General features: G+C 26.7%; 22 protein-coding genes. 3 read left to right on the top strand and 19 right to left on the bottom strand.

What is annotated here, in order from left to right; genetic code table 4:
• Window positions 1-41: 41 nt before the first annotated feature.
• Both MPUT_RS00575 and MPUT_RS00570 read right to left on the bottom strand, forming a co-directional pair.
• Window positions 42-2,039, bottom strand: a complete 1,998-nt coding sequence (locus tag MPUT_RS00575; RefSeq protein ID WP_014034877.1) for a PTS transporter subunit EIIC — start codon at window positions 2,037-2,039, stop codon at window positions 42-44.
• A 197-nt stretch (window positions 2,040-2,236) separates the two neighbouring features.
• Window positions 2,237-2,503, bottom strand: a complete 267-nt coding sequence (locus MPUT_RS00570; protein ID WP_014034876.1) for a hypothetical protein — start codon at window positions 2,501-2,503, stop codon at window positions 2,237-2,239.
• Window positions 2,504-3,363: 860 nt separating this feature from the next.
• On the opposite strand from MPUT_RS00570, the gene MPUT_RS00565 reads away from it, so the two are divergent.
• Window positions 3,364-4,161, top strand: coding sequence for an alpha/beta hydrolase (locus tag MPUT_RS00565; protein WP_014034874.1), 798 nt, complete (start codon window positions 3,364-3,366; stop codon window positions 4,159-4,161).
• 31 nt (window positions 4,162-4,192) lie between these two features.
• On the opposite strand, the gene MPUT_RS00560 is transcribed toward MPUT_RS00565, so the two are convergent.
• The 15 genes from MPUT_RS00560 to MPUT_RS00490 all read right to left on the bottom strand — a co-directional run bounded on the left by MPUT_RS00560 (window position 4,193) and on the right by MPUT_RS00490 (window position 18,912).
• Window positions 4,193-5,371, bottom strand: coding sequence for an NADH-dependent flavin oxidoreductase (locus MPUT_RS00560; protein WP_014034873.1), 1,179 nt, complete (start codon window positions 5,369-5,371; stop codon window positions 4,193-4,195).
• Window positions 5,372-5,373: 2 nt separating this feature from the next.
• On the bottom strand, window positions 5,374-6,408 hold the full coding sequence (locus MPUT_RS00555; RefSeq protein WP_014034872.1) for a lipoate--protein ligase: 1,035 nt from the start codon (window positions 6,406-6,408) through the stop codon (window positions 5,374-5,376).
• Window positions 6,386-7,255 carry an SIR2 family NAD-dependent protein deacylase gene (locus MPUT_RS00550; RefSeq protein ID WP_014034871.1) on the bottom strand — a complete coding sequence of 290 codons (870 nt, stop codon included), beginning with the start codon at window positions 7,253-7,255 and terminating at the stop codon, window positions 6,386-6,388. The genes MPUT_RS00555 and MPUT_RS00550 overlap by 23 nt, the downstream gene beginning before the upstream one ends.
• Window position 7,256: 1 nt before the next feature.
• Complete coding sequence (locus tag MPUT_RS00545; protein WP_014034870.1) at window positions 7,257-7,601, bottom strand: glycine cleavage system H family protein; 345 nt, start codon at window positions 7,599-7,601, stop codon at window positions 7,257-7,259.
• Complete coding sequence (locus tag MPUT_RS00540) at window positions 7,585-8,589, bottom strand: MsnO8 family LLM class oxidoreductase (protein WP_014034869.1); 1,005 nt, start codon at window positions 8,587-8,589, stop codon at window positions 7,585-7,587. Before MPUT_RS00540 ends, MPUT_RS00545 begins: the two co-directional genes overlap by 17 nt.
• Before the next feature lie 96 nt (window positions 8,590-8,685).
• Entirely contained in the window at window positions 8,686-9,216 is a 531-nt protein-coding gene (locus tag MPUT_RS00535; protein WP_014034868.1) for a hypothetical protein, read from the bottom strand.
• Window positions 9,216-9,662, bottom strand: coding sequence for an SsrA-binding protein SmpB (smpB, locus tag MPUT_RS00530; RefSeq protein WP_014034867.1), 447 nt, complete (start codon window positions 9,660-9,662; stop codon window positions 9,216-9,218). The genes MPUT_RS00535 and smpB overlap by 1 nt, the downstream gene beginning before the upstream one ends.
• A gap of 19 nt (window positions 9,663-9,681) precedes the next feature.
• Entirely contained in the window at window positions 9,682-11,796 is a 2,115-nt protein-coding gene (rnr, locus tag MPUT_RS00525) for a ribonuclease R (protein ID WP_014034866.1), read from the bottom strand.
• 43 nt (window positions 11,797-11,839) lie between these two features.
• Window positions 11,840-12,133, bottom strand: coding sequence for a preprotein translocase subunit SecG (gene secG, locus MPUT_RS00520; protein ID WP_014034865.1), 294 nt, complete (start codon window positions 12,131-12,133; stop codon window positions 11,840-11,842).
• A 193-nt stretch (window positions 12,134-12,326) separates the two neighbouring features.
• The gene (gene whiA, locus MPUT_RS00515) at window positions 12,327-13,259 is read right to left on the bottom strand and encodes a DNA-binding protein WhiA (RefSeq protein ID WP_014034864.1); all 933 of its coding nucleotides are present in this window, start codon (window positions 13,257-13,259) and stop codon (window positions 12,327-12,329) included.
• Between the two features lie 11 nt (window positions 13,260-13,270).
• Window positions 13,271-14,686, bottom strand: coding sequence for a prolipoprotein diacylglyceryl transferase (locus MPUT_RS00510; protein ID WP_014034863.1), 1,416 nt, complete (start codon window positions 14,684-14,686; stop codon window positions 13,271-13,273).
• 9 nt (window positions 14,687-14,695) lie between these two features.
• The gene (gene trxB / locus MPUT_RS00505; protein WP_014034862.1) at window positions 14,696-15,625 is read right to left on the bottom strand and encodes a thioredoxin-disulfide reductase; all 930 of its coding nucleotides are present in this window, start codon (window positions 15,623-15,625) and stop codon (window positions 14,696-14,698) included.
• Entirely contained in the window at window positions 15,609-17,195 is a 1,587-nt protein-coding gene (locus MPUT_RS00500; RefSeq protein ID WP_014034861.1) for a prolipoprotein diacylglyceryl transferase, read from the bottom strand. Before MPUT_RS00500 ends, trxB begins: the two co-directional genes overlap by 17 nt.
• 20 nt (window positions 17,196-17,215) lie before the next feature.
• Window positions 17,216-18,148: an HPr(Ser) kinase/phosphatase gene (hprK, locus tag MPUT_RS00495; RefSeq protein WP_014034860.1), complete on the bottom strand. Its 933-nt coding sequence runs from the start codon at window positions 18,146-18,148 to the stop codon at window positions 17,216-17,218.
• 194 nt (window positions 18,149-18,342) lie between these two features.
• Window positions 18,343-18,912: a hypothetical protein gene (locus tag MPUT_RS00490; protein ID WP_014034859.1), complete on the bottom strand. Its 570-nt coding sequence runs from the start codon at window positions 18,910-18,912 to the stop codon at window positions 18,343-18,345.
• A 245-nt stretch (window positions 18,913-19,157) separates the two neighbouring features.
• Here MPUT_RS00490 and MPUT_RS00485 point away from each other — a divergent pair, with 245 nt between their 5' ends.
• Window positions 19,158-19,601 carry a hypothetical protein gene (locus MPUT_RS00485; RefSeq protein WP_014034858.1) on the top strand — a complete coding sequence of 148 codons (444 nt, stop codon included), beginning with the start codon at window positions 19,158-19,160 and terminating at the stop codon, window positions 19,599-19,601.
• A gap of 52 nt (window positions 19,602-19,653) precedes the next feature.
• Complete coding sequence (locus tag MPUT_RS00480) at window positions 19,654-21,789, top strand: MAG6410 family transglutaminase-related lipoprotein (protein ID WP_014034857.1); 2,136 nt, start codon at window positions 19,654-19,656, stop codon at window positions 21,787-21,789.
• Between the two features lie 146 nt (window positions 21,790-21,935).
• Here the strand turns inward: MPUT_RS00480 and MPUT_RS00475 are convergent, their stop codons facing one another.
• Both MPUT_RS00475 and MPUT_RS00470 read right to left on the bottom strand, forming a co-directional pair.
• Entirely contained in the window at window positions 21,936-24,200 is a 2,265-nt protein-coding gene (locus MPUT_RS00475) for a TIM-barrel domain-containing protein (protein ID WP_014034856.1), read from the bottom strand.
• Window positions 24,184-26,049, bottom strand: coding sequence for a PTS transporter subunit EIIC (locus tag MPUT_RS00470; protein ID WP_014034855.1), 1,866 nt, complete (start codon window positions 26,047-26,049; stop codon window positions 24,184-24,186). The genes MPUT_RS00475 and MPUT_RS00470 overlap by 17 nt, the downstream gene beginning before the upstream one ends.
• Window positions 26,050-26,282: the final 233 nt, after the last annotated feature.

Here is a 26,282-nt window from a genome sequence, read left to right as displayed (position 1 = left end):
AAAACATCTAATCAAAATTAGTAATTAGATGTTAATTAACATTATTTTTTAGTTGTTGATTTGGTTGAAGATTTAGTTACTGAACTTGGTTTTTTAGTTGTTGAAGTTGCTTTTTTAGCTACTGGTTTTTCAACATTTGGTTGTTTTTGAACTTCAATTTTTACTTCAGATTTTTTACCAGATCTTTGTTGACCTAGAATCTTAATCATTCTTGGTTTAATAGCTTCTTGTTCTCCACCATAAACAATTTGAATATTATTTCCTTTAACTAAAGCTCCTGTAGTTCCACCTAATGATTTAATACCATCAATGTTAGCTTTAGATGAATCAACTACTGTTAAACGCAATCTTGAAGCACATGAATCAACATCAAGAATGTTAGCTTCTCCACCTAGATACTCAATAATAGCAGCAGCTTTAGCCATTCTTGCCGCTTCTTTATCATCTATTGATTTTAATTTTGAACCATCAGTATTCATTTCTTTAGAAGCTTTATAGTCAGCTTTTGTGTATAATTGAACATTATCAGTTTGACCATCACGTCCTGGTGTTTTAACATTGAATTTTTTAATCAAGAAGTAGAATGCAAAGAAGTAAACTGGAGCAAGACCAACAGCAACTGCTAACACACCAAATGCTGATAATGCAGTCATTGCTCTAGATCCAAAGAATGGAATTACAGCAAAGATAATATAATCAATAAATCCTCCTGAAACTGTTTGAATAACATGAGTTTGTAATGCACCTGTAATCCAGAAAGCAATTGATGCTAATGGCATATGAACTCCATAAAATAATCATGGAGCAACAAACAAGAATGTATATTCAATTGGTTCAGTGATTCCAGTTAAAAAGCAAGTAAACGCTGCTGAAAAGTAAATACCAAAGACTTGTTTTCTATTTTGTGTTGGCACAGCTAATCACATAGCCAGAGCTGCGGCAGGTAATCCTAATAACATAAATCCGAATTTACCTGATTGGAATCTACCAACATTTAATCCTAGATTTTGAGCATCAGTAAAGTTAAAGATGTTTGAGTTAGCTAAAATTTGTTGACCCATGAATTGGTCACCAACAGCAGCATATAGATCTTTAGAATTTTTGACTAATGTAATAATAGAATTTAGATCACTAACATTTGATGCTCCATGCATTTGTTTGTATGCTTCGATGAATTTCATTTGAACTTCCATAGGTTGGCTCTGCATTGCTGTTAAAGCTTCCGCAATTGATCCACCCGCTGAAGTTCATCATAAAGGAGCATAAAACACGTGATGTAATCCAAATGGCACTAATGAACGCTCAACAACTTCAAAGATTAGCGAATCTGTTCCATAAGGAAGTTTTCCTGAGTTTTCTCCAACTCAAGCAAATCCAATACCAATAACTGGTCAAGTCATAGCAAATATTAGTGATAAAGGCGCAACAACTGCAAAAGTTACGATAGGAACAAATTTAGTTCCACTAAAAAAACTAATTGCAGATGGTAATTGAATATCATGAAATTTGTTGTAAACTTTTGCTGATATAGCCCCAACAAAAATACCTGCAATAACTCCAGTATTTAGTGATTTAATCCCTAAGTTTTCAGAAATTAATTTTTGTGGAACCCCTCACTTATCACCGTGATATCATAATAAATTATATGTTGCAGTAAGATCATCTGCATTTTTTGGTCCACCTGTTAACAAGGCACTTTGAATTGCATTGAATACTAAAAATCCAACAACAGCAGTTAAAGCAGCAATTCCTGAATCTTTAGTATAAGCAAGAGCAACTGAGATACAGAAAAATACCGGCAGGTTACCAAAACATACCTCTCCCATTGCTTTCATAACATTTCCAACATATCAAATAAATGATGATTCTGCAGTGTTAGTTGTTATTGTTGCACCAACACCTAGAAAAATTCCGGCAATAGGTAGTAATGCAATAGGTAATAAAAATGCTTTGCTTAACTTAGATAAAGTAGGCATAATGTTTGCACCAAAATTTTTCAATCTTGCTGAAAACGCTTTTGGTTGCATTTTTGTTTGCATTTTTCTTTCCCTTTCTATGTTTTTGTAAAACAATTTTTAAATAGTGAAAGTAATTAAAATATAAATAAAATTTGATTAGTATAGCTTCTATCTAAATCATAGATATAATATTTATTCTTTTAAGCTCTCACTAAAATTATAACTAACCGATTTCAGAAATGTAACCTACAAGCCTAAAGTGTAAAGTGGTTTAGCATCTAATTTAGTGTTATTAAAGCTGATATTGATGAAATAATAAGGATCAAACCAATAACAGTAACTAAAATAGGAAAGTTTTTCTTAGTAAATTCTCATACGGTATTTGAAGCTGAATTTTTAGATCTAAAAGAATCTTTTTTACTTCAACTTGAATCACTTCGATATCTAATCCAAAAAAATGCACCAATTAAAAATATTAAAATTCCTACTATTAAAACTAAAGAATAGGTTATTATTTTTGTTTTATCAGCTAATAGTATTAACATATGTACTCTCTTTCTAACTTTTATCTTACATACAATTTTACAAAACAAAAAAGATTATCCAACTTGGCTACATTATAATGCTCTACAACCACTGCATAAATGTTAATAATATTTTTAAAATTAATTATTAATTATTTTATCATTTAAATCAGATTAATTAGATTATTATAATTTATTCAGTTTTTATACTATTGACTAAATTTATGTTATATTTCTCAGATTTTATCGTAAAAATTACTTTAAATGCAATTTTTATTTTATAAGTATTGTAATTCTAATATGTTTAAAACTTTTTGTTGTTTTTAAAAGGGAGAGATGATTTTGATAGATATTTTTAGCTTAGCAAGATAGTTTTTGATAGTTAAACAATCATATTATTTTGCTTTATAAAAAATATTAAAACTAAAATCCTTTTTTAATTGTGGTTTACCTATGCTATATCATTGCTATTGTTACTGTAAATTTCTTCTTTTTAAAAATGTGATACATCTTACAATTAGGAAAAATGATAGTAATACATAGATATATGCCAATAAAAGCAAGAATAAGGCTAGTTACAAGCTCGCCTTGTTTTTTGTTACTGATTTTAGAAATTAAAAAATCCATTATACTAATCAGGCAGTATTTTCACACACACTCATCCTTACGGTTTCAATAAATTTTAAAATTGCTTAACATTTATATCTAAATAATTAATAATCTATAACTAGTTCACTTTTCATAAGCTAATCATTAATTTTGCAAAAGTTTGTGTCATCTTATTAGCTTATAAATGAGCTTTAATTATTTATTTCTAATATGAAATTTATTTTTAGTAGTTAATTTTTGACTTAGAATATAGTTAACTAGGACTAAATACCATGAACAAAATAATTTATAACTATGATTATGTCTACAAAAATAATAATAACAATCAATATAATATAATCTTTTGTCATGGATTTAATTCTTCACCAAGAGTCTTTGATATTTTTAAGAACTACTGAGATAAATCAGATTATTATGCACTACAATTTCCTGGAAATAACAATACAAAACCAATTGGTGATGATCAAGTATCAGTATTTGATTTTGCCAGATTATTAGTTGAATTTATAGAAAATAATAATTTGCAAAATGTCATTTTAATAGGTCATTCAATGGGTGGAGGAATAATTTCACTTGCTTATCAATTAAAACCACAATTATTTAAAAAACTAATTTATATCGCTCCAATGAATAAAGCTTCAGAAGATATTGATAGACAGTTTTTAGTTGATTATTTTCCTAAAACATTTGATGATTTAATTAATAATTTATTAACTTCTTTATATTATGATAGTTCTAAATATACAAATAATCCTAGTTGAATGCGACTAGCAAAAAAGACTTTTTCAGCTAATGATTATAATAATCAAATAATTGTTAAATTAGGAAAAACTTTGGTTTCAAGTCAAGTACATGATAGCATTGATCAAGCGTTAAGTTCAATAAAAGTTCCTTGTCTGTTAATACTTGGTGAAACTGATGGAGTTGTTGATCGAGATAAGTGTTTAGAATATTTTCAGACTAAAGTTGAAAATATCAAAACCTATTATATACCAAAGACAGGACACATGGTTTTTGAAGAAAATTGAGAGCAATTTATTAAAATCGTTGAAGAGTTTATAGATAAATAAAAAGAACTGATTGTTTTTCGGTTCTTTTTAGTTATTTTTTTAAATTATCTTTAAACGTTTTTATTGTTTGATCTGGAATTGTTTGACAATAACTAAACATGTTAACTATATCTTTAAATGAAGATTTTGGAATACATAGATCTGTTAATTGTTCTGATTTTACAGCTAAGTTAATTTCAGCAAGTCTATTGGTTCTGATTTTTTCAACAAACTCTGGATCTGCAACAAAAACCGAACTTAATCCTATTAAATCACAATATTTTAATGCTTCTAAACATTTATCTGGTGAATTAATTCCTCCTGATGAAATAATTGGTAATTTATTTTGATATTTTTGATAAATTACTTTATTAGCTAACTGGTTTTTGAACTGGCAATCACTTCTAATTTTATTTAAATAAATATCATGACCTCAACTAGCAATCGCAAGATAAGAAATATTGGTTCTTTCTATTAATAAATCAACTAATTGGAAAAAATCAATAATACTATATCCTAAAACTGCTCCATAGGTTTCTTCAGGAGTGGCTCTAAAACCTAAAATAAAATTTTTAGGTGCGTATTGATCTATTATCTGTCTAACTTTTGTAAATATTTCAAGACAAAGTCTTGAACGATTTTTAAAATTATCTGATGAATAACGATCAGTTCTTTTATTAACGTGTTGACTAAAAAAAGTTTGAATTAATAATCTTTGTGCCATCGAAATTTCAATTCCATCAAATCCTGCTTTAATAGCTCTTAAACTAGCATCAGCATAACTTTCAATAATTTCTTGAATTTGAGTTTCAGACAATTCAAAAACTTCATGATCAACTGGAAAATGATTTTTTTCATATGATGGTCCGTATAAATAACCATATTTTTTAAGAGAAGCTTTAGAAAATTTACCAGCATGTGCCAGTTGTAAAACAACACAATTTGAATCAGTTTTCATGGCTTGATACAACTGTTTTAAAGAGTCGATATGATCATCAGTTGCTGCACTAATACCATATTCAAAAAGTTGGCCAAATTGATCAAAATAAACTCCGCCTGTAATTTGTAAACTAGCAGAGTTTTTTCTTCTATTTGCATATGCTAGTTCTTGATCAGTTACGTTCCCGTTTTGATCTGCAAAACTTAAAGTCATTGGCGATAAAACAAACCTATTTTTTAAGTTAAAACCATTAAGGTTAAATGATTCAAATAACTTTTTATATTGTTTCACTATTATTGGTCTAAAATGATTTTTGCTATTTCAGTTTCATCTAAATCAACAAAAAAATAATCAGAAAGTTTAACTTCTTTTAATGCTTTTATTAGATCTTCAAAGGTCATTTTAGTTCCTATTAATTGTTCTTCAATTGGCTTTATATCTTTTTTAGTAAAAAAATCACCGCTGATTTTAATTTTAGCAATTCTTTGGTTTTCAACAGCTAATGAAAAGTTAATAGTACCAATTGCTAATCTAGCATCACGATTATACTCATATCTAGGACTTAATCCATAAGTTCATTCTCAGTTTTTATATTTAGAATTTACTAGTTCATCAACTTCTTGCCAGTCTTGTTCAGTTAATTCATAACGATTAATTTGATTTAAATCATCAACATTAAAGATCTTTTTAATCATAATGTCTTTAAATTTAAAGATATCTAAATTTTGATATTGTTTATCAAAATATTTACTTAAAGCTGCTACGCGTTGAGAAACTGACTTAACTCCTTTAGCTTGAATTTTTTTACGGTTAGGATTTAAAACTTGATTCATTGCATCAAAATCAATGTTGTATAGTAATGAATTACCACCATAAATAGTATTATTAATTAACATCATAGCAGCACCACTCACTTTTTTGCCATCAATTGTTAAATCATTTTTGCCTGATTGAACAACATCTTTAGCACCTAACTCTTTTAGTATTTTGATGGTTGATGCATAAAACTTATCATAGTTTCCTAAAATGGCTTGATTTTGATCATAAGGAATTAAATAACAAATATTTAAAGAATTAGAATCTATATAGATTGTTCCTCCACCTGTGTCGCGTCTTACAATTTCAAGATTATGTTCTTTTAAATAATTGAAGTTAACTTCTACTTCTGGGTTTTGAAAATATCCCATTTGGATGTGTGGATCAGCAATACTTGGAAAAACAACAGTATCATCTAATTTTAGTTTATTAAGCGCTCACACTTGAATTGCTAATCAATATGCCCCATCTTTAATATATTTGCCATTTCTAATTGGTTCTATTAGTATCATTTTTTACCTCCAATAATTCGTTAATTGTTTTTTTAATATCTTCAAAACAATTATATGTTCTATTTCTAATTTCTTTTGGAACACGATACAACTTATTATTAAGTGTTAGATAAATTGAATTTTGATAGTTTTTTGTCATCTCTCAAAAAGGTTGTTTGATTAGTGTTGGAGTTGCATAACCAACTCCAATTTCTAAAAATACTAATTTTTTATCTTTATTTTGTTTGATAAATTGCTCATAAGCTTGTTTTTCATCAAAAAATCTTTGATCTTCAACCATTCCTTTATCTTTTAAGCGTTTATTAACTTCTAAAAATTCATTACACTTAACACATCTAGGAATTAAATCTAGATTAACTTTTAAGTTTTTTTGTTTTTCAATCATTTCATGAACCGCTTTATCATTTGAATAAAGAGTGTTGTGACACATTTTAGAACACTGCAATAAATTATATTTGCCTTGAATATAAAAAATTTTGTTTTGATCAAAACCAGATGCTTCTAAACTATTATCAGAATTTGTTGTAATAATAAAATAGTTTTTATCATCTAAATAGCTTTTTAGATTAAGAAAACTTTCAGTTGCTGGCTGATCAAAATAATTTAGTTTCATAAATCTAGAGTGAAATGCTCAATAGTTTTGAATATCTTCAAAATCATAAACACTAGCTTGTAACATGTCTAAAAACATGAATTTATCAATAAAGTCTTTAAAGTTTTCTTGAAACCTATTTCCAGAATAACCTATTTCATCAGCGCTTGTCATTCCTGATCCAATTCCAATAACAATCGCATCAGCATTAACTAAAAAAGCGTTTAGTTGTTCAACATTTTGGATTTGATTCATACTAAAAGTCTTCTAAGCTATCAAAAGTGTTCTTATTAATATTTGTTAAAATCATGATTCAGTTACTATTTTGATCAGCTGAACTAATCAATTCAGGATTTTCAATAACTTGTTGGTTTCATTCGACAACAGTAGCATCTAATGGCATTTTTAATGTCAAAATCGCTTTTGATGCTTCTAAAGCTAAAAACACATCATCTTTTTGAAAGTCTTTTTTATCAGTATTTTTAAATTGCACATAACCCACTGTTCCGATATCATCTTGCATTTCTGCAGTTAATCTTAAATAGTAGTTATTACTATTTTCTTGTTTTTCTAAAACTAAATAATTAATTACTTTTTTCATTTGAAAAACTCCTTTTATTATAAAATTTTGCAATCTTTTTAAGAACTAATTTTCTATCATCTATACTTTTTAAGGTTGGAAGAATCATTAAATGATCAACATTTAATTTTTTACAAAATTGATCGATTTTTAAAACATCATCAGTGCTTTGAACTTTAAAAATACTTTTATAATATCTTTCAAAGTTTTTTTTAGCTTCATCATTAAATTGATGTTGGTCAAAATCATAAATCTCTGGAAATATTTCAAACTGATTAGTATTTTGAAATGTGCGATAAAAAGCTAAAGTTTTTTGGTTTTGCTCACTTGCTTTTAAGGTTTTTGCTGAAACAACATTAATACTTATTGTTATATCACTAGGTTGTTTATTTCATCATTTTTTATAAGTTGAAATATAAGTATTAATAACTTCTTTAGCATAAAGCATTGAAGGGTTTAAAAATCATCCATAATTTATTTTAAAACCGTGTTGTGCAGCAAACTTAGCTGCTTGTTCACTTGTTATTAACATCACAATATCAATAGGTTGTTTAATGTTAGGGACAACTTTTAATTGCACTGAACCATAGTTATTTACAAATTGGTCAACTAATAATAACTTAGCTTTATAATCTAAATCTGGTTGTGTTTCTAGCAATTTTATTAGTTTATGATCAGAAGTGATTGTTGAACCAAAACCATATAAAAATCTATTTTTGTGTAATAAATTTAAGGTATTTATTTGTTCGGAAATTAAATAGGGCTGGTAATTATTTAACATAATTCCGCCAGATCCAAGTTTAATTTTTTTTGTATGAGATGCTAGATAGTTCAATAAAATAAGTGGATTAGAAATCACTAGCGAATTAATGTTGTGCTGTTCACTAACTCAAAACGAAAAATAGTTTAATTTTTCAGCATATTTACATAATTCTAAAACTTCATTATATGCTTTTTTATATTGGTCTTTTTCTGTTAATAAACCATGGTCTAATACACTTAATTTCATATCAAATTTATTATAATACGATAATTATTGATTTGATGCCTTGGTATAGAAATGATAAAGTTTAATAAAAAGATCATAACTTATTAAAGCTATGATCTAATTTAATCCTAAAGTTTCAGCACTAATAATTGATAATCAACTTTTAAATGAATGATCTAATTCTTCGACACTTTCAGAATTTTCAATAATAATAAAAATAATCTCTTCTTTTTTAAATTTCATTTTTTTCATATACTGAACAAATTTTGAATCCTTATTAGTTTTAAAGAGATTTTTTTTAAATTCACTAATTGTTTGAGAAAAATTCATTGATTTTAGCAACAATACCGGAATTGATTCAGAAGTATAAACAGCATTTTTAAATGAAACTCCAACGATTAGTAGATCTGGTTCAACTGCTTCATCAACTTCAGTTCAATTATAAGTTCTTCTAGTGTTAAGAATTTTTTTAACCTTGCTTACTTTTTTATTCTTACCATTTAAAACTTCTCTTCAAGAAAATCCAGATTTTGCTCCTCAAGCAGCAATTCCAACTCCAATAATTCCTAAAATAAAAATTAGTGCAATTATTCATGGTGACATGTTAGTGTTAGTTTGTTGATTAGTTTGTTGTAATAATAAAAACATTATTTAAAACCTCTCAATTCTTTTCTCTCAACATCTCTTTTTTTAATAGCTTGACGTTTATCATACTTTTTCTTTCCTTTTGCTAAAGCTATTTCTAGTTTTATATAATCATTTTTAAAATAAAGTTTAGTAGGAATAATAGTAAGGTTTTCTTGTTTAACACGATTTAAGATTCTTATAATTTCTTTTTTATGTAATAGTAATTTTCTTGTTCTTAATGGGTCTAATCTTTGAATATAATTAGCAAACTGATATTTTTTAACATTCATATTTAAAATGAATGCTTCTTGTTTTCTAATAACAATAAAAGACTCATTAATAGAAACATCTTTATTTCTAATTGATTTAACTTCAGGACCTGTCAGAACCATTCCAGCTTCATAAGTTTGAACTATTTCATAATTAAAATAAGCTTTTTTGTTTTTAGTAATTAAGTGTTGAGTCATTTTGCTCACCTCGTCTAACTTACTTTACTAGAATAAAGTCAATTGCTCTTTTTTTAACATCAGCATTGATTAATTTGACTTTTACTTTTTGTCCCATTCTATAAAAAGTATTATCAGATTTAATTAATATTTTATTTTCATCATCATAAACTAAATCATCGGCTAAGTTTGAAATATGAACTAAGCCTTCAACCATATTATCTAATTGCACAAACATTCCAAATTTTAAAACAGCTGAAATAGTTCCAAGATATTCTGTGTTAATTTTATCACTCATGTATTCAGCCATACATGCTTTTATAACTTCGCGCTCACAATCAACACTAGTTGTTTCAGTATCATTAATAATATTGCATGCTCTTGAGATAAAAGCTTCATTAGATTCTAAAACAAATTCTCTAGTATCTTTTTCAAATAAATATTGTTTTAAATATCTGTGAACCATTAAGTCACTATATCTTCTAATTGGTGAAGTAAAATGAGTGTAACATTGACTAGATAATCCAAAATGACCAATATTTTCTAACCCGTATTTAGCTTTATCCATATATTTTAATAAGGAAATATTTAATAATTCTATTTCAACAGGATCTTTAATTTGTTCTTGAATTTGAGCTAAAGTGTGATTAATACTTTTGGGATCTAAGATTTGACTAGCAGTTAGTTTTGGATTAATTCCAAATGATTTTAAAGACTTGTACCAATTAACTAGTTCATCTTCATTGGGTTTACCATGATTTCGATAGATAAATGGTAGTTTCTTTTCAAAAATAAGTTCAGCAACCGCTTCATTAGCACTAACCATAAATTGTTCAATTAGTTTTTCTGATTCTCCAGTACTTCTTGCAGTAATTTCAACTACCTTAGAATTATTGTCCATAATGATTTTAGGTTCTCTTACATCAAAACAAATGGTTCCTCTATTTAGTTTATGAGCTTCAATTTTTTTATACAATTCATAAGCAATATCAATCATTTCTTGACTTTTTTTATCATGATTTCATGACTTGGTTTCAAAATATTGATTAACTTCTTTATAGTTTAGTCTAAATTTAGAAACGATAATAGTTTCATAAACTTTTTTAGATAGCATAATTCCGTTACCATCAAATTCCATCTCACAAGCCATAGCAAACTTTTTGGTATTTGGATTTAGTGAACACAAATCATTAGACAGAATTTTTGGTAACATCGGAATTACTTTATTAGCTAAATAAGTAGAATTACCTCTAAGTAATGCTTCATTGTCAAGTGCAGTTTTTGGTTTAACATAATAGCTAACATCAGCAATCGCAACATAAAGTTTGTAGTGATTATTATCAAGCTTTTCAACACAAATTGCATCATCTAAATCCTTTGAATCGCTACCATCAATAGTAACAATCATTTTATCAACCAGAGATCTTTTCTGACGTTTTTTTAATTCTTCAACTTGCTTTTCAACAGCAATATTTACTAATTCAGCATCTTTTAAAGTATTGTGATTAAACTCGGTTTTAATTTGAAATTCTTCAGCAATTGCAATAATTCGATCACTTGCTTTTCTAACATCACCAATGATTTTTTGTAATCTAATAAAAATTTTTCGATCTCTAACATTGACAATTTTTGCTTTGATTATTTGATATTCTTGATATCTAAATTCCGCTTTATTTAAAATTACAAATCTAAAATTATCAAATGACTTATCATTAGAAACAAAGTCTAGAAACCTTTTATCATATGATCTAACAATTTCACCAATTAAAAAATTCTTCTCACGTTTAATTAGTTCAATAATTATTGCTTTTATTCTCTGGTCTTGATCAGTTTGAACAATATAAACTACTTGATCAGTTCCAAAACAACCATTTAAATCAATTGGAGCAACAAAAAAATCTTCTTGTTCTAGATCAGAAAAGTTATTAACAAAACCAAACCCCTTAGGATTTAATTTTAAAATACCAGTTTTATAGTAATCACCTAGTAAATAAATATTATTTAATTTTGAGATTACTATTTTGTTTTCTTTTTCTAAGTGATCAAGAATTTCTTTTACTAATGGATGGTCAATTGTTTTAAAACTATTTAATAAACTATCTAAATTAATTTTATCTTTGTGTTTTTTTATTAACTTAACAATTTCAGACTTCATATTTTCTCCCAAATATTTCTATAGTTATTATAAAAAATAAACACTATACTAACATAGTGTTTGTAATAATGCAAATTGTTAATGATAAAACAAAAAATACTATTCCTAGACTTAACATCCAAATAGATAAAGTTTTGTCTAGTCCACGTTCTTTAGAGTTTGAAAATAATTCTTCATTTCCCCCATTTAAAGCACTAAGTCCTGTTTGAGATTGTTTATTTTGAACCAAACCTATAACGATCATCAGTAGAGAAATTATCATTACTAATATTTCAAAAGCTAAAATAAGCTGTCTACCAAGTTCCATAGTTTCACTTGTTGCAAAAAATGATATCATAACTCCACCTCTTATAACATAATATAATGATATATTAAAAAAATCATAAAAACAAAGTAATAATTAGTGCATAAATTATTTTAAGCTTTTGATGTTTTTTTTAGTTTTAGATAATCTTTTTTATCAAAAGACAACAATTTTATTATGAGGCTTATAGCCAAAATATAAATATTATTGAGTTTTATAAATTAAATTATTTTAAATATTTATCCATTGTTCTAAACAAGTTACTAACACCTGATTTTGTAATTTGATATCCTAATTCTTGCATTTCTTCAGCTAATTCTTGATATGAATATTCAGGATTTTCGACTCGTAAATCAGCTAGAACTTGGCACTTTTTACTTAACAAGAAAAATTGGTTAGTTTGTTTTAAATAATTAATAGTTGCAACTTGCTTTTTGCCTGCTTTTAAGATCTTAGTTTGATTTGAAATATCAATATTATTAACTCTATTAATACTGTTATAAACATCTCTTGAAATTCGTTCATTTTCAAAAGCCAAAACTGCATTACTTGCATCAATTAATTTTAAAAAATCAGAAACCATAATTGATTTTTTTAAATAACAGATAAAACGATTAGCATTACGTTCTAGCAATTTAAACTTAAAACCTAAACTTTTAGTTATATTAATAAAGTTAGTTGCATCAATTAGCGTTTTAAATTGTATTTCTAAATGATAGTTGCTTGTTTTAGGAGAATTTACTGATCCAGTTGCTGTAAAAATTCCCGCGATATAAGCTCTTAAAATTGAAGTTTTATTTTTCTGATTTTCAGCAATTTTAAAGTCATAAACTTTTTGATTATTTTGATCATAAATTTTTAAAGTTTGTAAAAAATTATCAATATCTCCTATTAAAGTTAAAACAAAAGTTTTATTCTTTTTTAGTACTTGCGATTGGATAATCGAAACTTCTATTTCACCTTTAAAAAACTCTTTTGAAAAACTTAATAAGGTTCTTGCGATTTTATTACTAATGGTTGAAAAACGAATTTTTTGAGTGTTATTAGAAAAAATAATGTCAGAACTATATCTGATAAATCCAGAAAGATATGCTAGTTTTTGATCTTGATTAAAACTATGTGTAACAATTTCTTCTTTAACATCTAAAGCAAATGACATTTAGTTTCACCTTATTTTACTTTCACTACACTAAAATATTCTATTTCATATAACCAGCCAGGTTTTCTAAATAATCTACAAAATAGGTATTGAGAACAAATTATTCCAATAAATCCAACAACAATTGATAACCCAATAATCGCTAGTGAGAGATCTTTGTTATTTGAAATAAATAAATTATCATTAGAACGAGTTAATTCTAAAACATATCTAACAACATTTCATAACATAAAATAACTAAACATTGCAACTCCTGATCTAGTAAGAACGTAGTTATTTTTATTATTTAATTGTAATAATAATTCATTGGTTTGTCATTTTTTAACAATCGCGTGTTTTGAACTTGCATCAATTTCAGCTTTTTTTATTTGGTATTTTTCGACTGCATTATCTTCAGTATTATTAGCTAAGGATTTTTTTCAAGCGTCTTTATAACTAATTTTTTGATCAGTTGATTTTAATCAAGGAACAAAAAACTGAGCTACACTAAATTTAAAGTCAATTTTAAAAGCTTGGTCTTGATCTAATGGTTTATTAAATAATCTTCCAATATTAGGAATAATAAAGTTAATGACAATTCAACAAACTAATAACAGCACAGATTCATAAAAAAAGATTGGTGATAATAAAACTAAATTATCTTTTTGTAATTCAACACCATTAATTATAGTTGATTCACCATTATAAACTGATAAACAGTTTTTTAAGATGATATCTGGTAATCACAATGGTCTTGAGTGGTTTTGTAAGTATTGTCCAAAAAGTTTATCGATATTTGCATCATTAATTTGATCTATTTTATCGGCAATTTTAACAACAGGAGCACCTAAAACTTCGTGGTTAAAAAAATTACCTCATCTTCCAATTACTTGCCCTAACAAAATATTTGGAATAATAGCATCTCCATAAACTAATAACGAAACTTTAGTTCTACGTCCAATAAAATAAAAAACAATAATTCCTACAAAAGTACCAGCAAAAACTCCTCCATGAATTGCTAATCCACCTTCTCAAAAGGCAAATAATTCTCAAAAACTTCTAACTTGATCATCTTCAAGTTTTCCAAAAAATGAAGCTCCTAGTAATGAAGAAGGAATGATAAAAATTATTGAAATTGCTAAATCATTTGATGATAAGCCTTTTTTATAAAAATTATACAAACTAAACCCAACTGCTGTAATCATTCCTAAAGTCATAGTTAGTGAATAAATTCTAATACTTCCATATTGAGATTTAACATTGTGATAAGTTAATGATGTATTGTTGGGATCACTAGGGTCTTTAAATAAATTATTACCAATTCAATTTATTCTTAATAAGCTAGTTGTTAAAACTAAAAAGATAATTAAAGATAAACCAAGCAAGGATCATAAACCAATAAAAAGCAAGGATCTTTTATCAATCTTTAACTTTAATTTATTTTGCATAAATTCTACCTACTTTACTTCTTGAACATATTCAACAGCCATTTGTCCAGCAATAGCCCCATCACCGCAAGCAATTGCAATTTGACGTAAGGGAACATCTCTAACATCACCTGCTATATATAAACCTTTAATTGTTGATTCCATTTTATCAGTTGCTGGAATATATCCTTTTTGATTTTCTAAATGTAAATCTTTAGCTGGTTCAATCACAGGAGTTGATCCGATGTATGGAAAAATGGCATTAACTTGTAAGGTTTTTTCACCTTCTGGAGTAGTTATTAAAATTGATTCAACTTTATTAGTACCATTAATTTGTTTGACTTGCGATTTTAAAATAAATTCAACATTATTTTGCGCTTTTAGTTTTGCAACTTTATTAGCATCAGCTCTAAAAACATCTCTTCTAACAATTAAGTAAACTTTTTTTACAAGCCTTGAAAGATACATGGCTTCTTGAATAGCTGAATAACCCCCGCCAACAACTGCTACAGGTTGATCTTTATAAAATGCCCCATCACACACTGCACAATAGCTTACACCCTTACCATATAATTCAGTTTCACCTGGAATACCTAATTTATTTTCTTCAGTTCCTGTTGCTAAAATAACTGCATAAGCTTTTTTGATTTCATTATTTGATAAAACAACTTCAAAAATATCTTCAACTTTTTGAATTTTAGTTACTCCATAAAACTGAATTTCAGCACCTAAACTAGTTGCTTGAGAATACATTTTAATAGCTAAATCTGGTCCTGTGATACTATCAAAACCAGGATAATTTTCAATAAGATCTGTTTTAACTAGTTTACCACCTGGTGCTGAATGTTCAAAAACAAGTGTTTTTAACCCAGCTCTTGCAGTATAAATTGCTGAAGTTAAACCAGCAGGGCCTGCGCCAACTACTATCACATCATAAATATCATTAGTAAGATTTTTCATACAACCAACCTATCTTTCTCCACTTATAAGGCGCTATAAACTGCGCTACTATTATTATTGTAATTCCACTAATTAAGATTATAGTTAAAACAATGAAGTTTAACACTCTTGCATTTTGAATAAACAGCTCTGTATCTCTTCTCATTGTCTCTAAAATAATTCTAATAATCAAATAACCAGCAACAAAACACCCAGTAGTAACACCACATCTAATCACAAAATAATTATTTGGATTATGCAATTTTTCTAGCTCGGTTGCATAGGGGTTAACGTTAAATAATTTATTTCAAACTGTATAAGTTGAATAATAATTATTTTGCTTTTGTTTAAATAGTTGTTTTTCTTTTAAAAGTTCTTGTTTTTGTAATTCTAATATTTTTTTATATTGACTGCTGTGTTTATTTAATCTTAATAACTGTGTCTGATAATTTTTTCTAATCTTATCTAAATTATTTTGATGTTGAAGTTTTATTTTTTTAAATTGTTGGTCATTAAGTCTTTTTTCATATTGATATTTAATAATTTTATCTTCAATAATTTTAAGATCATTAATATCTGGTTCGTATCAATAATATGCTTTATTTCAAGCCTGATAAAATGAAAGTTTTAGTTCAACAGTTTTGTTTTGATCAGTTTCAATAATAACTTTTTTATATTTGATAGGCACTATGGTTTTAATCTCTTGAATCTCTTCTTTTTTTAAAGATTTATATTTTTTGTTAAATCAACCTGGAAAAGCTGTTGGCTGTAAATCTCAAGGTTTAGGCTTAGAAAATCATCTTGATAAATTACTAACTATAAAAGTAATCAAAATTCATAATCAAAAGTTAAAAAATGATTCAAATAAAAATAGTGGTTGGTGATATTGAATCGGACTATTTAGAACTTGTTCAAATGTCTGATTATTATATGTTTGGCTTATAAAATCTTTAACAAGATTATATGTTTCACTTCCCACAATTCATCATCCTTGGTGATTAATTAATAAATCACTAGAATTTGATGGATTAAAAAAACTAATAAAATCAGGAAAATAAAATAGATTTGTTTTAATAGAACTGGGAAGGTATCAGAGTGCATCTCAGCTAGTTGCTTGACCTAAAATTTCGTGATTATAAAAATTTCCTCATCTACCAATCATTTGACCTAGTAAAATGTTTGGAATTATACAGTCAGCATAAACTCATAGCGAAATTTGTGTGGTTTTAGATTTTTTTAAAAATCAGCCAATACCTGTTAAACTTCCAAATAATAATGCTCCAAATAATGACATTCCAGGATCTCAAAAGAAAAAGATTTTGTATCATGTATCAGATCTTTGATAAAAAGGTAAAAACATTTTACCTAAAATAGTTGCACCCAAAATACCCATCGGAATAATTAAAAAAATCGAAGTTTGAAAATCTTTTAAAGGAATGCCTCGTAATTTTAAATGGACAACACAGGCAATTATTACTAAAATAATCCCAATAAACATAAACACAGGATAAGCTGGAACCACACCAAAAAGATTTCTTAATTTTGATGGATCACCATTTTCTAATAACCATTGATAGTATGTCTTGTTCATTCTGATTTTCTTTCTATTTATTATTTTGATCCTTTTAAGTATTGATTTGTTCTTTGTTTTAAAACATCAATAATATCTTCAGCTTGTTCAGACTGATTAATTTTAAACTGACTAACGGCTGATTCAATAATGTTGGCCAGACTTCGTCCAGCACTAACTGGAATTTGAATATATTTAACATCAACACCTAAAATATTGATTTTTTTATGTTCAATACCAATTCTTTCTGTTTGATCAACTTTATCTTTTTCAAAATCAACTAGCTCAATAACTAAATCAACAACACTTTCTTGCATGATCACTTGATAACCACTAGCTTTAGCAATATCAAAAATTCCAATACCTCTTACTTCGATTAAGTTTTTAAGTATTGGGTGAGCTTGCCCAAAAATTTTATTAGATTTATTAGTTAAGATAATTCTGTCATCACCAATAAACAAATGATTGTTTTTTACAAGTTCTAAAGATACTTCAGATTTTCCAATTCCAGATCTTCCCTTAATTAAAACTCCTTTTCCAAAGATGTTTAACAAAGTAGCGTGTTCTTCAATTGATGGAGAAAAGTATTTATCAAAGACATCTAATATTTTTCTTATAATTTGAGTTGTAGATTCACCAGTAGTTCTTAATAGTGGAAAATCTAATTTTTTAGCAACTTCAACTAAAACTGGATCGGTAAATTTTTGAGTAATTATTATCACCGGAGTTCCTGAGTTCATTAGGTCAAAGTACTTTTTAGCTTTAAGTTCTTTGTCAAATTGTGTTACATAACTATTTTCTTTTGAAGAAAGTAAAACTACTCTTTTATTTTTCTTATCAGCAGTTTTTACAAAATAACCAGTTAATTCTAATCCTGCTCGATTTAATCCATAACTATTTATTTGAGTATCAAACTTATTTTCACCAGAAATTATTTCAAAATTATAATCACTTACTAAGTCTTTTATATTCATAATTTCTCCTTTTGTTAAAAGGTTCATCTAATATTTATTTTACTATTATTAGAACTAAAGAATGACTAAATATAAAAGTACTTTTATCACAACTTTGTAGTAATAGTAGAAAAAACAAAAACTCACAACCGGATGTTGTGAGTAATTTTAAAACATTTATAAGATAAATATTGTATGACTTCAATTAGGTTTAACTATTTATCTTTTTTTAAAAATTTAACTAACAAAATAATACTGATAACTATTCCAATCAAACTTACTACACTAGCTGCTAGTAAAAAGATGTTTGAATTATTTTTTGGTTGTTTTGGAAAATTCCCTAATCTTGGGTGACTTTGATCTGAATCGTGTTTAGCATCGTTGTTATTATCTTTGTTTGTCGTTTTGTTATCATTATCTTTTCTATTGACACTATCACTTAAATTTTTGATAGTATCTGAATTAACTGACAAATTATCTTTCTTATCATTAAAAAGATATTCATTATTATTAACATTAAAATTTATTAAATAATCTGTGATTTGTTTATTATAACTTTCTGTACCTAAAACTTTGTTTGGATCAATTATGTTATAACTAAATGTAACTTTTTGATTATCTTGTTTAACTTGATTGAAACTATTAGAAATAGTTATTTGCTTATTGACTAAACTAATATTTGTTTGCTTAACATCATTAATATCTAAAGCTTTAAAAATAGAAAAGTTAAGTGTTAAAACAGATACAGAAAACAAGACTATATTCTTGAAAATAACTTTTCTCATAATAACCTACTCTCCTATATATATTTAATAATAAGTAATTCCCAAAATCATAATAATTAAAAATTACATTTTTTAAAATTAATGTCAATTCAACTAAAGTACTTTAGATAAGTCTAAACTTTTTTAGATACTGCTCTTAAAGCAATTCTTGTTTTATATCTGATTCAGACTTTAAAATCATATCTTAAAATTATTACAATTTTAAAGTGCAATATAATTAAATAATAAAGAGGTGCAGCACTGAAATGAAAAAGACTTTAACCTTACTAACTGTATTTTCATCTGTTCTTTGTTCTGGACTTATAGCTGTTAGTTGTACTAACCCATCAAATAACTTAAATAACAAAGATCAACCTAAGAAAGTTACAGATCCAGAAGAAGACTTTAAAAAATTTAAAGAATTTTCTGGAAAAGTATATAAGTTATACTATTCTGCCTGAAGAGATAGCCGAGATTATACAAACAAAAAATCAAAAAATGGAGAAAATTTTAGAAAGACTGTTGAAGATATTGTAGAAACAAACTCTTCATATGTTTACAATTGAAACTCACTTGATCAAGCAAGCAAACAAAATATTTATAAAGATGGTTTTGACAAAATTCACAAAGACATAAAAAGAGGAATTAAAAAATACGAAGATAATAAGCAAGAATTTGAAAAACTATTTAAACAATATAATATTAAATAGACAAATTTTTTAATACTTTTACAATTTATTTAACTTTAGAAAGGATTTTAAAATGAACAAACTTCTAAAATATCTAACTCTACTAATTGGTATTGGATCAACATCATCTTTAAGTCTTTTGAGTGTAAGTTGTGATATTGCTACTAAACCACAAAAACCAAATAACTCAAATAACAAAAAAGAAGATGAAGTAAATCCAACTAATGGATCAAATAGTAATAGTGATTCATCATCAATTAATAACAACGTAATTTATAATCCTGTTGATTTATCAGAAATTGATGCAAAGTATCTAAAATACACAACAACAGATTTTAAAGAATTTGATTTGAACAATTTTAATGTAACCAGTTTAATGTTAAATGATCAAGTTGGTGTTAATTTTTACGCTCATCCAGATTATAAGCTAGATCACGAAATTGTTGAATTAGATCAAAATATTAATAATCAAGTAAAGGTTAAGTTAATTGATTCAAAAACAAATCAACCTGTTGAAGATCAAGATAAAATTAAATGATATCAAAGAACAAGATATCCAAATGATGTGGTTTTTAAAGCTAATCAAAATGATGAAAATATGAATTTTAAATTATCTTCAGATGGCACTGTGAGTTGAAAAGAAGATAAGTTAGCAAATAATAGTACTAGAGAAGAACAATCAGCTATGTTATATGCTGAATATAAAGGTTATTTATATCCATCTATTGTAAAAGTTTATACTAAAGATAAAAGTAGACTAATTAAAGAAGAAGCTGAAGCCAGAAAAGCAGCTAAAGATATAGTTGAAAAAGAAAGGTGAAAAGATCTACCAATTTTAGAAAGATTAACAAAAGCATATGCATGAATAACTAAAAATGTTAAATACGATTACGACAAGGAAAAACTTTTCAAAAATCAAAGTGCACATTCGGCTTTAGTTGAGAGAAGTACTGTATGTACAGGTTATGCTAAAGGATTTCAAATGATTTGTGATGAATTAGGTATTCCATGTAAAGTTAAAGAAGGGTCTAGTTCTAGAGAGGCTAACTCAGAAGTCAAGCATGCATGAAATGCGGTTGAACTTGATGGAGAATGATATTATGTTGATCCTACAAGTGATAGAGTAGAGAATGGTCAGGGAGAAACAAAATTTGAATTCTTTTTAAATACAGATAAAGACTTTAGCAACAAGGATGTTTTTACAAAAGAAGAAAATCAAGACGCTGTTAAATTTAGAAATTTTAAAAATAAAAATTTTGTTTATACTGTCGAAGATGTTTTAGCTCTTGTTGATAATAATGCTGATGAAAAAACTGGTAACCTAACTAATTTAATGTTAGTCTCTGATAATTTTTCTAATGTTATTAATGCCTTTAATCAAAGGAAGTTAGAGCTAAAAGGTGAGCCAAAAGGAAAAATTTTAATTCCAGGGACTCGTTTACAAGAAGTAGAGTATCAATTTAAAGACCAGTCCAAAAGTAGTCAAGAAGTTAAAGTTGTTAATGTCACAAAAATTCAAACCCTTAAAAATGAGTTAGCAATTCAAATAAAATTAGATAAAGAAGTTCAATACCTAAAACCAGGAAACTTTAATATTGATGGTGCTTTAATCAAAAAAGTTGAAATAGCAGATTCAGGAAAAACATATACTCTATTTTTAGAACACTTTAATAATTTTGGTAAAGTTAATGTTAGTTTAGACTCAATCAAAAGAAAAGGTTATTCATTTAGACTAGATAATTTTAAAACCCCACTTACTTTCAACATCCAAAAACAGGAAAAACTTAATGTTGAAGTAAAACTGTCAGATGAAAATAAAATAACATTAAAAAATGTTAACAACAATATGCAATATCGCATAAATAACGAAAAATGAAAAGATATACCAAATGACAATTTTGTTATAGAAAAACAAACTATAGGTAACATATCTATTAAATATAAAGATACAGCAAACAAAATAAGTGCGGAAGTTCAAACTATACAGTTGAATAAACCAAGTATTCAAGCTGGTCAACTAAAAATTCTTAATAAAACAATAATAACTGGACTAAGCACTAATATGGAATACAAAAAAATTGATTCTCAAGAATGAAGAGATGTAAAAATGAATGTATTAAAAGATCTTGAACAAGGAACTTATCAAATAAGAATCAAAGCAAACAAAAATAACTTTGCATCAGAATCAGAAACTATAAAAATTAATTAATCTACTTTGTTTAAATTAAGTCTTTTTATCTTAGTTTAAACAAAGTTTTTTATATAGGTATTAAAAAAGTTAATAGTAATAAAAAGCAAGATATTAAAATGAGTTTAAAATCTTGCTAATCTATAACTATATATACTAAAACCTTATTACTTAACAATTATTTTATGTTTTGAATCAAATTCAACTTGATTGTGATTAATATAAATTTTATTTAATACTTCATCAATTTCAAATTCATATTTTAAATTATCAACTTTACCATAAATATCTACTTCAATTTGTTGATCTTTAATATTTTTAAAGTTGTAATCGCCATCACTAAATCTTAAAATTGCTGAATTACTTTTAATAAAAATTAATATATCATCTCATTCAACATCAAAGTTGTATAAACGATTTCCTTGGTATTCTTTTGTCTTATCATCTAATCTAAACCAAGAACCATCTGGTAAAAATACGTCCCTATTATTAGTATTTTGTTTTAAGACTGGACATACTAAAATATTTTCTCCAATATAGAATTGATCATCAATCAATCTAGCTATTTTATTATTCTCATTTTCTAAAACCATTGGTCTTAATATCGGTAAGCCTTTTTTAATTGATTCTTGTTCTCACACTTTAAATTCAGGTAATAAAGTCTTTTTAAATCTAGCTCATTTAATAGAGTTATCTAAAACTTGTTTACTAAATCTTCACGGTTCTCTTTGTCCAAAAGCGTGATATCTAGAAAATGTATTTAACATACCAACCTGAGTTCAACGATTATATAAATCTTCACTAAAATCATTTGATTGCACAAATCCACCAATATCAGTCCCTCAAATCACTTCACCTGACAGTGCTAATGACAATCCTGCCTGTAGGTGATTTTTTAGATCACTAAAACTTGTAATACTATCTCCAGATCATTTACCAACAAATTTTTGTGTTCCGATATATCCAGGACGACAAACAACTACATTCTTACCAGTTCCAAAGAATTCTTCACCTGCTTGATAACAACACTTTACATACAAATACATAAAATATTGTTTGAAGTCTTTTGCTTTATAACCATTATATAAAACCGCATTTTCAGGCAAGCCATCTCCATAATCTGGTTTAACAAATCTTAACCCTAATTTGAATAATTTTTTGATTTGATCTTTATACCAGTTATAAGCTTTAGGATTAGAAAAATCGATTATGTAGTTATTTTCTTGATAAGTTTCTGTTCCTGTTCAAGGATGAGCATACTCTCCGGTTGAAGTTTTAACTAATAATTGATTTTCAAATAAATATTTAGAGTTTGCTAAGCCATCATTTTGAATGTATGGATTAACTCAAAAACACATTTCTAATCCATGGGATTTAACATCATCAAAAAGTTTTTTAAAATCTCCAAAAGCATCAGTATTATATTCAAAATTACAACTTTTGGTATATCTATTTTTTAATCATTTAGGATCTAAGGTTATAACATCTAATGGATAATTTATTTGTTTTACTTTTTTAATAGCTTCAAATAATTCATCGTGATTATGATAATAAAGTCTGTTTAACCAAACCCCATATGCAATATCTGGAACTTTAGAAATTCTATTAGTTAGCAGGGTATAACTTGATACTAAATCTTTTAAACTATTATTACTAAATAAATATAAATCTAAATAATCTTGATCAACTTTAAAAGATAGAATATCAGTTGTTGGAGAACCTATTTCAAATGTGGTTTTAGAACTTGTATTTACTAAAAATCCCCACTTATTAGTTGAATATAATAAAGGTAAACCGTTATAAGCTAAATCATTATTAGTTACACAAGAACTATCAGTATTTCAAATTACAGATTCAACTCCATTTTTAACAAATGGTCTAAATTTTTCACCAAGTCCATAGAATTTTTCATCATTTTCAATATCAAATGACACAAAGAATCTATGTTCTTTATTTTGATTAACTTCTATTCCTAGATTAGGATTAACAAAACCTTCAAAAAATTGATATCCACTTCTTAATGTTGTTTTAGTTTTAATATTATTATTTTTGTCTAATAACATTAACATAAAAGGATTTATATTAAAAACTAATTTTTCATCATTTTCTAAATTAATAGTAACTTGTTGATCTGTTTTAGTAAAATTAATACTTTTTTTAGTTAGTTTTTTATTTATATGATCATCAAAAACTTTATCAATTTGTTTTTGTGAAAGTTTAAGATTAATAATATTTGATTCAAAAAGTTGGATTTGAAAAGTTGCTTTTTGTAAATTTGAAAAAGTTATTTCAATAAAAAGATCTTCTGAGTTAGTTCAAATATCAGAAACTTTAGTAGTTGCTCAATACTCATTTTGAGGATCAAAAATTCTTTTTTTTATTGGAAATGAGTACTCTAACATTTCTTTAGTAATATTATTTGGTTTTGGCATTTTGATGATTTTCCATTCTTTCTAAAATTTCATTTTTGTAGTTATCAGCTACAGGCCCATAAATAATTTGTAATGAATTGCCTTTTTCGACAACACCAACGGCATTAGTTAGTTCTTTGAATTTATTTTCAACTTTAGATTTATCTTTGACTTTAACTCTTAATCTAGTCATACAAGCATCAACATCATCTAAATTATCATATCCACCTAAAAGCTTAACAATAATATCGATTGTTGCATTGCTATTAACATTATTTTTAGACGAATCTATACTAATTGTCTCTTGCTTAGAGTTTTGTTTTTTAATTTCTTCATCATTTGTAAATCCAGGAATTGCAGGTTTAAATACTTTGGTATATGAATGAAATACCACAAAATAAATTCCACCAAACCCAATAGTAACTAATAATAGTCATAATCCTTGAATTCATAAAATTCCATCTAATCCAATACCTCTAATTGAAGTTGGACCAAAGACAAATAAATATTTAATAATAGTTTCAATCCCACCAAAAGCATGAATTCTCATTGGTATAAAATCACTTAATCCAAATGCTAATCCTGTTAAAACAGCGTGAATTACGTATAAAATTGGTGCTGAAAACATAAAGATAAATTCAACAGGTTCAGTAACCCCGGTTAAAAAACAAGCAGCCATTCCTGATAAGTAAATTGAACTATATTTTGCACGTTTATTTTTAGGAATTGCAAATAACATTCCGGCACCCGCTCCAATTAGTGAACCAGATGAAGTTATCATCTGACCAACTTTGAATCTAACTGGAGTAACAGAATCTAAAACTACTTTATAAGCTTCTTGCATTGATAGTGAAGAATTAGTTTTAGTTGCATAATCAGCTCATCGTCTCTTAACTTCTCCTAAAGCAGTAATTCAACTTAATCAAATTTTTTCTTGTCCTTCAGCTTTTAATGTATTAATTGTATTTGCATCTAGAGAATTGAAAAAATCAGCAACTATCTTAGCATTTTCACTACTAGTGTTAGTGAATTGAGTTGTACTAGTAAAATCAACAGTTCCACCAAGAGCACTGTAGTTCATAGGAATTGTTATCATATGGTGTAAACCAAAAGGTAATAGCAATCTTTCAGATGTACCATAGATAAATGGCATTAAAAATTTAATATCTTGTCTTTTAACAACAAAGTTTCCTAGTGCATTAATACCAGTTTGAACAAGGGGTCAAAATAAACCTATAATAACTGATAAAGGTAGTACTATTAAAATCACCATAAATGGAACAAATCTTGAACCATTGAAAAATGAAAGTGCTTTAGGTAACTTATCAAAATTGTAGTATTTGTTGTAAATCATCGCTCCAACAAATCCCATACCAATTCCACCCATAGCATCATATCTAATAGATAGAACCCCTTCTTGTAAACCAAAAAATAGATCTTGTCTTTCTCATCTACCTAAAATGTAGTTTAAAAATTCAACATGCGTTTCACCAGTTTCATCTGTGACAGTTCTTGTTATAAACATACTTGAACCAACAGCCAGCAAAATAAAATAAGAAAATGCTGCAGCAAATGATCCACCATATCTATTTTTTGCTCATGTTCCACCAATAGCAACAGCAAACAATACACCCATATGTGTGAACGCTGCTCATCCAACGTTTTCAATCACACCACCAATTTGGTTGAAAACAGTTGAAACTTGTTTAATATTCCCCAGTCCTAAAGGACCAATTATTTTTCCTAAAATGATTGTTAACCCAGCAGCTGGTAATAAAGCAACAAACGTCAAAATAGACTTAGCGAATTTTGAAAAAAATGCGTGTACATTTCTTTCCTTGGCTTTTTTAAAATCTAATATTTTTTTCATTTTTTCTCCTTTGACTTTAAGCCATAGTCTATATTTTAGAACAAAGTTAAAAATTTTTCCATATCAAAAAATACTCTATTTTTTTGTTTTTTTATTAATGGAAAAGGATCAAAAGATCAAAAAAATTACAAACCACCCTTAAGTTTCCGGCTCTTTAAAAAGATAAGTTAAAATGTATAAAAATCACGTATTTATAGCAAATACTGGATAAAATGATAACAATTTTAACTGAA

The sequence above is a fragment of the Mycoplasma putrefaciens KS1 genome (assembly GCF_000224105.1).
Classification (GTDB): domain Bacteria; phylum Bacillota_I; class Bacilli_A; order Mycoplasmatales; family Mycoplasmataceae; genus Mycoplasma; species Mycoplasma putrefaciens.
Note: the sequence above shows the minus strand (reverse complement) of the source record. Positions and strands in the feature narration are given on the sequence as shown.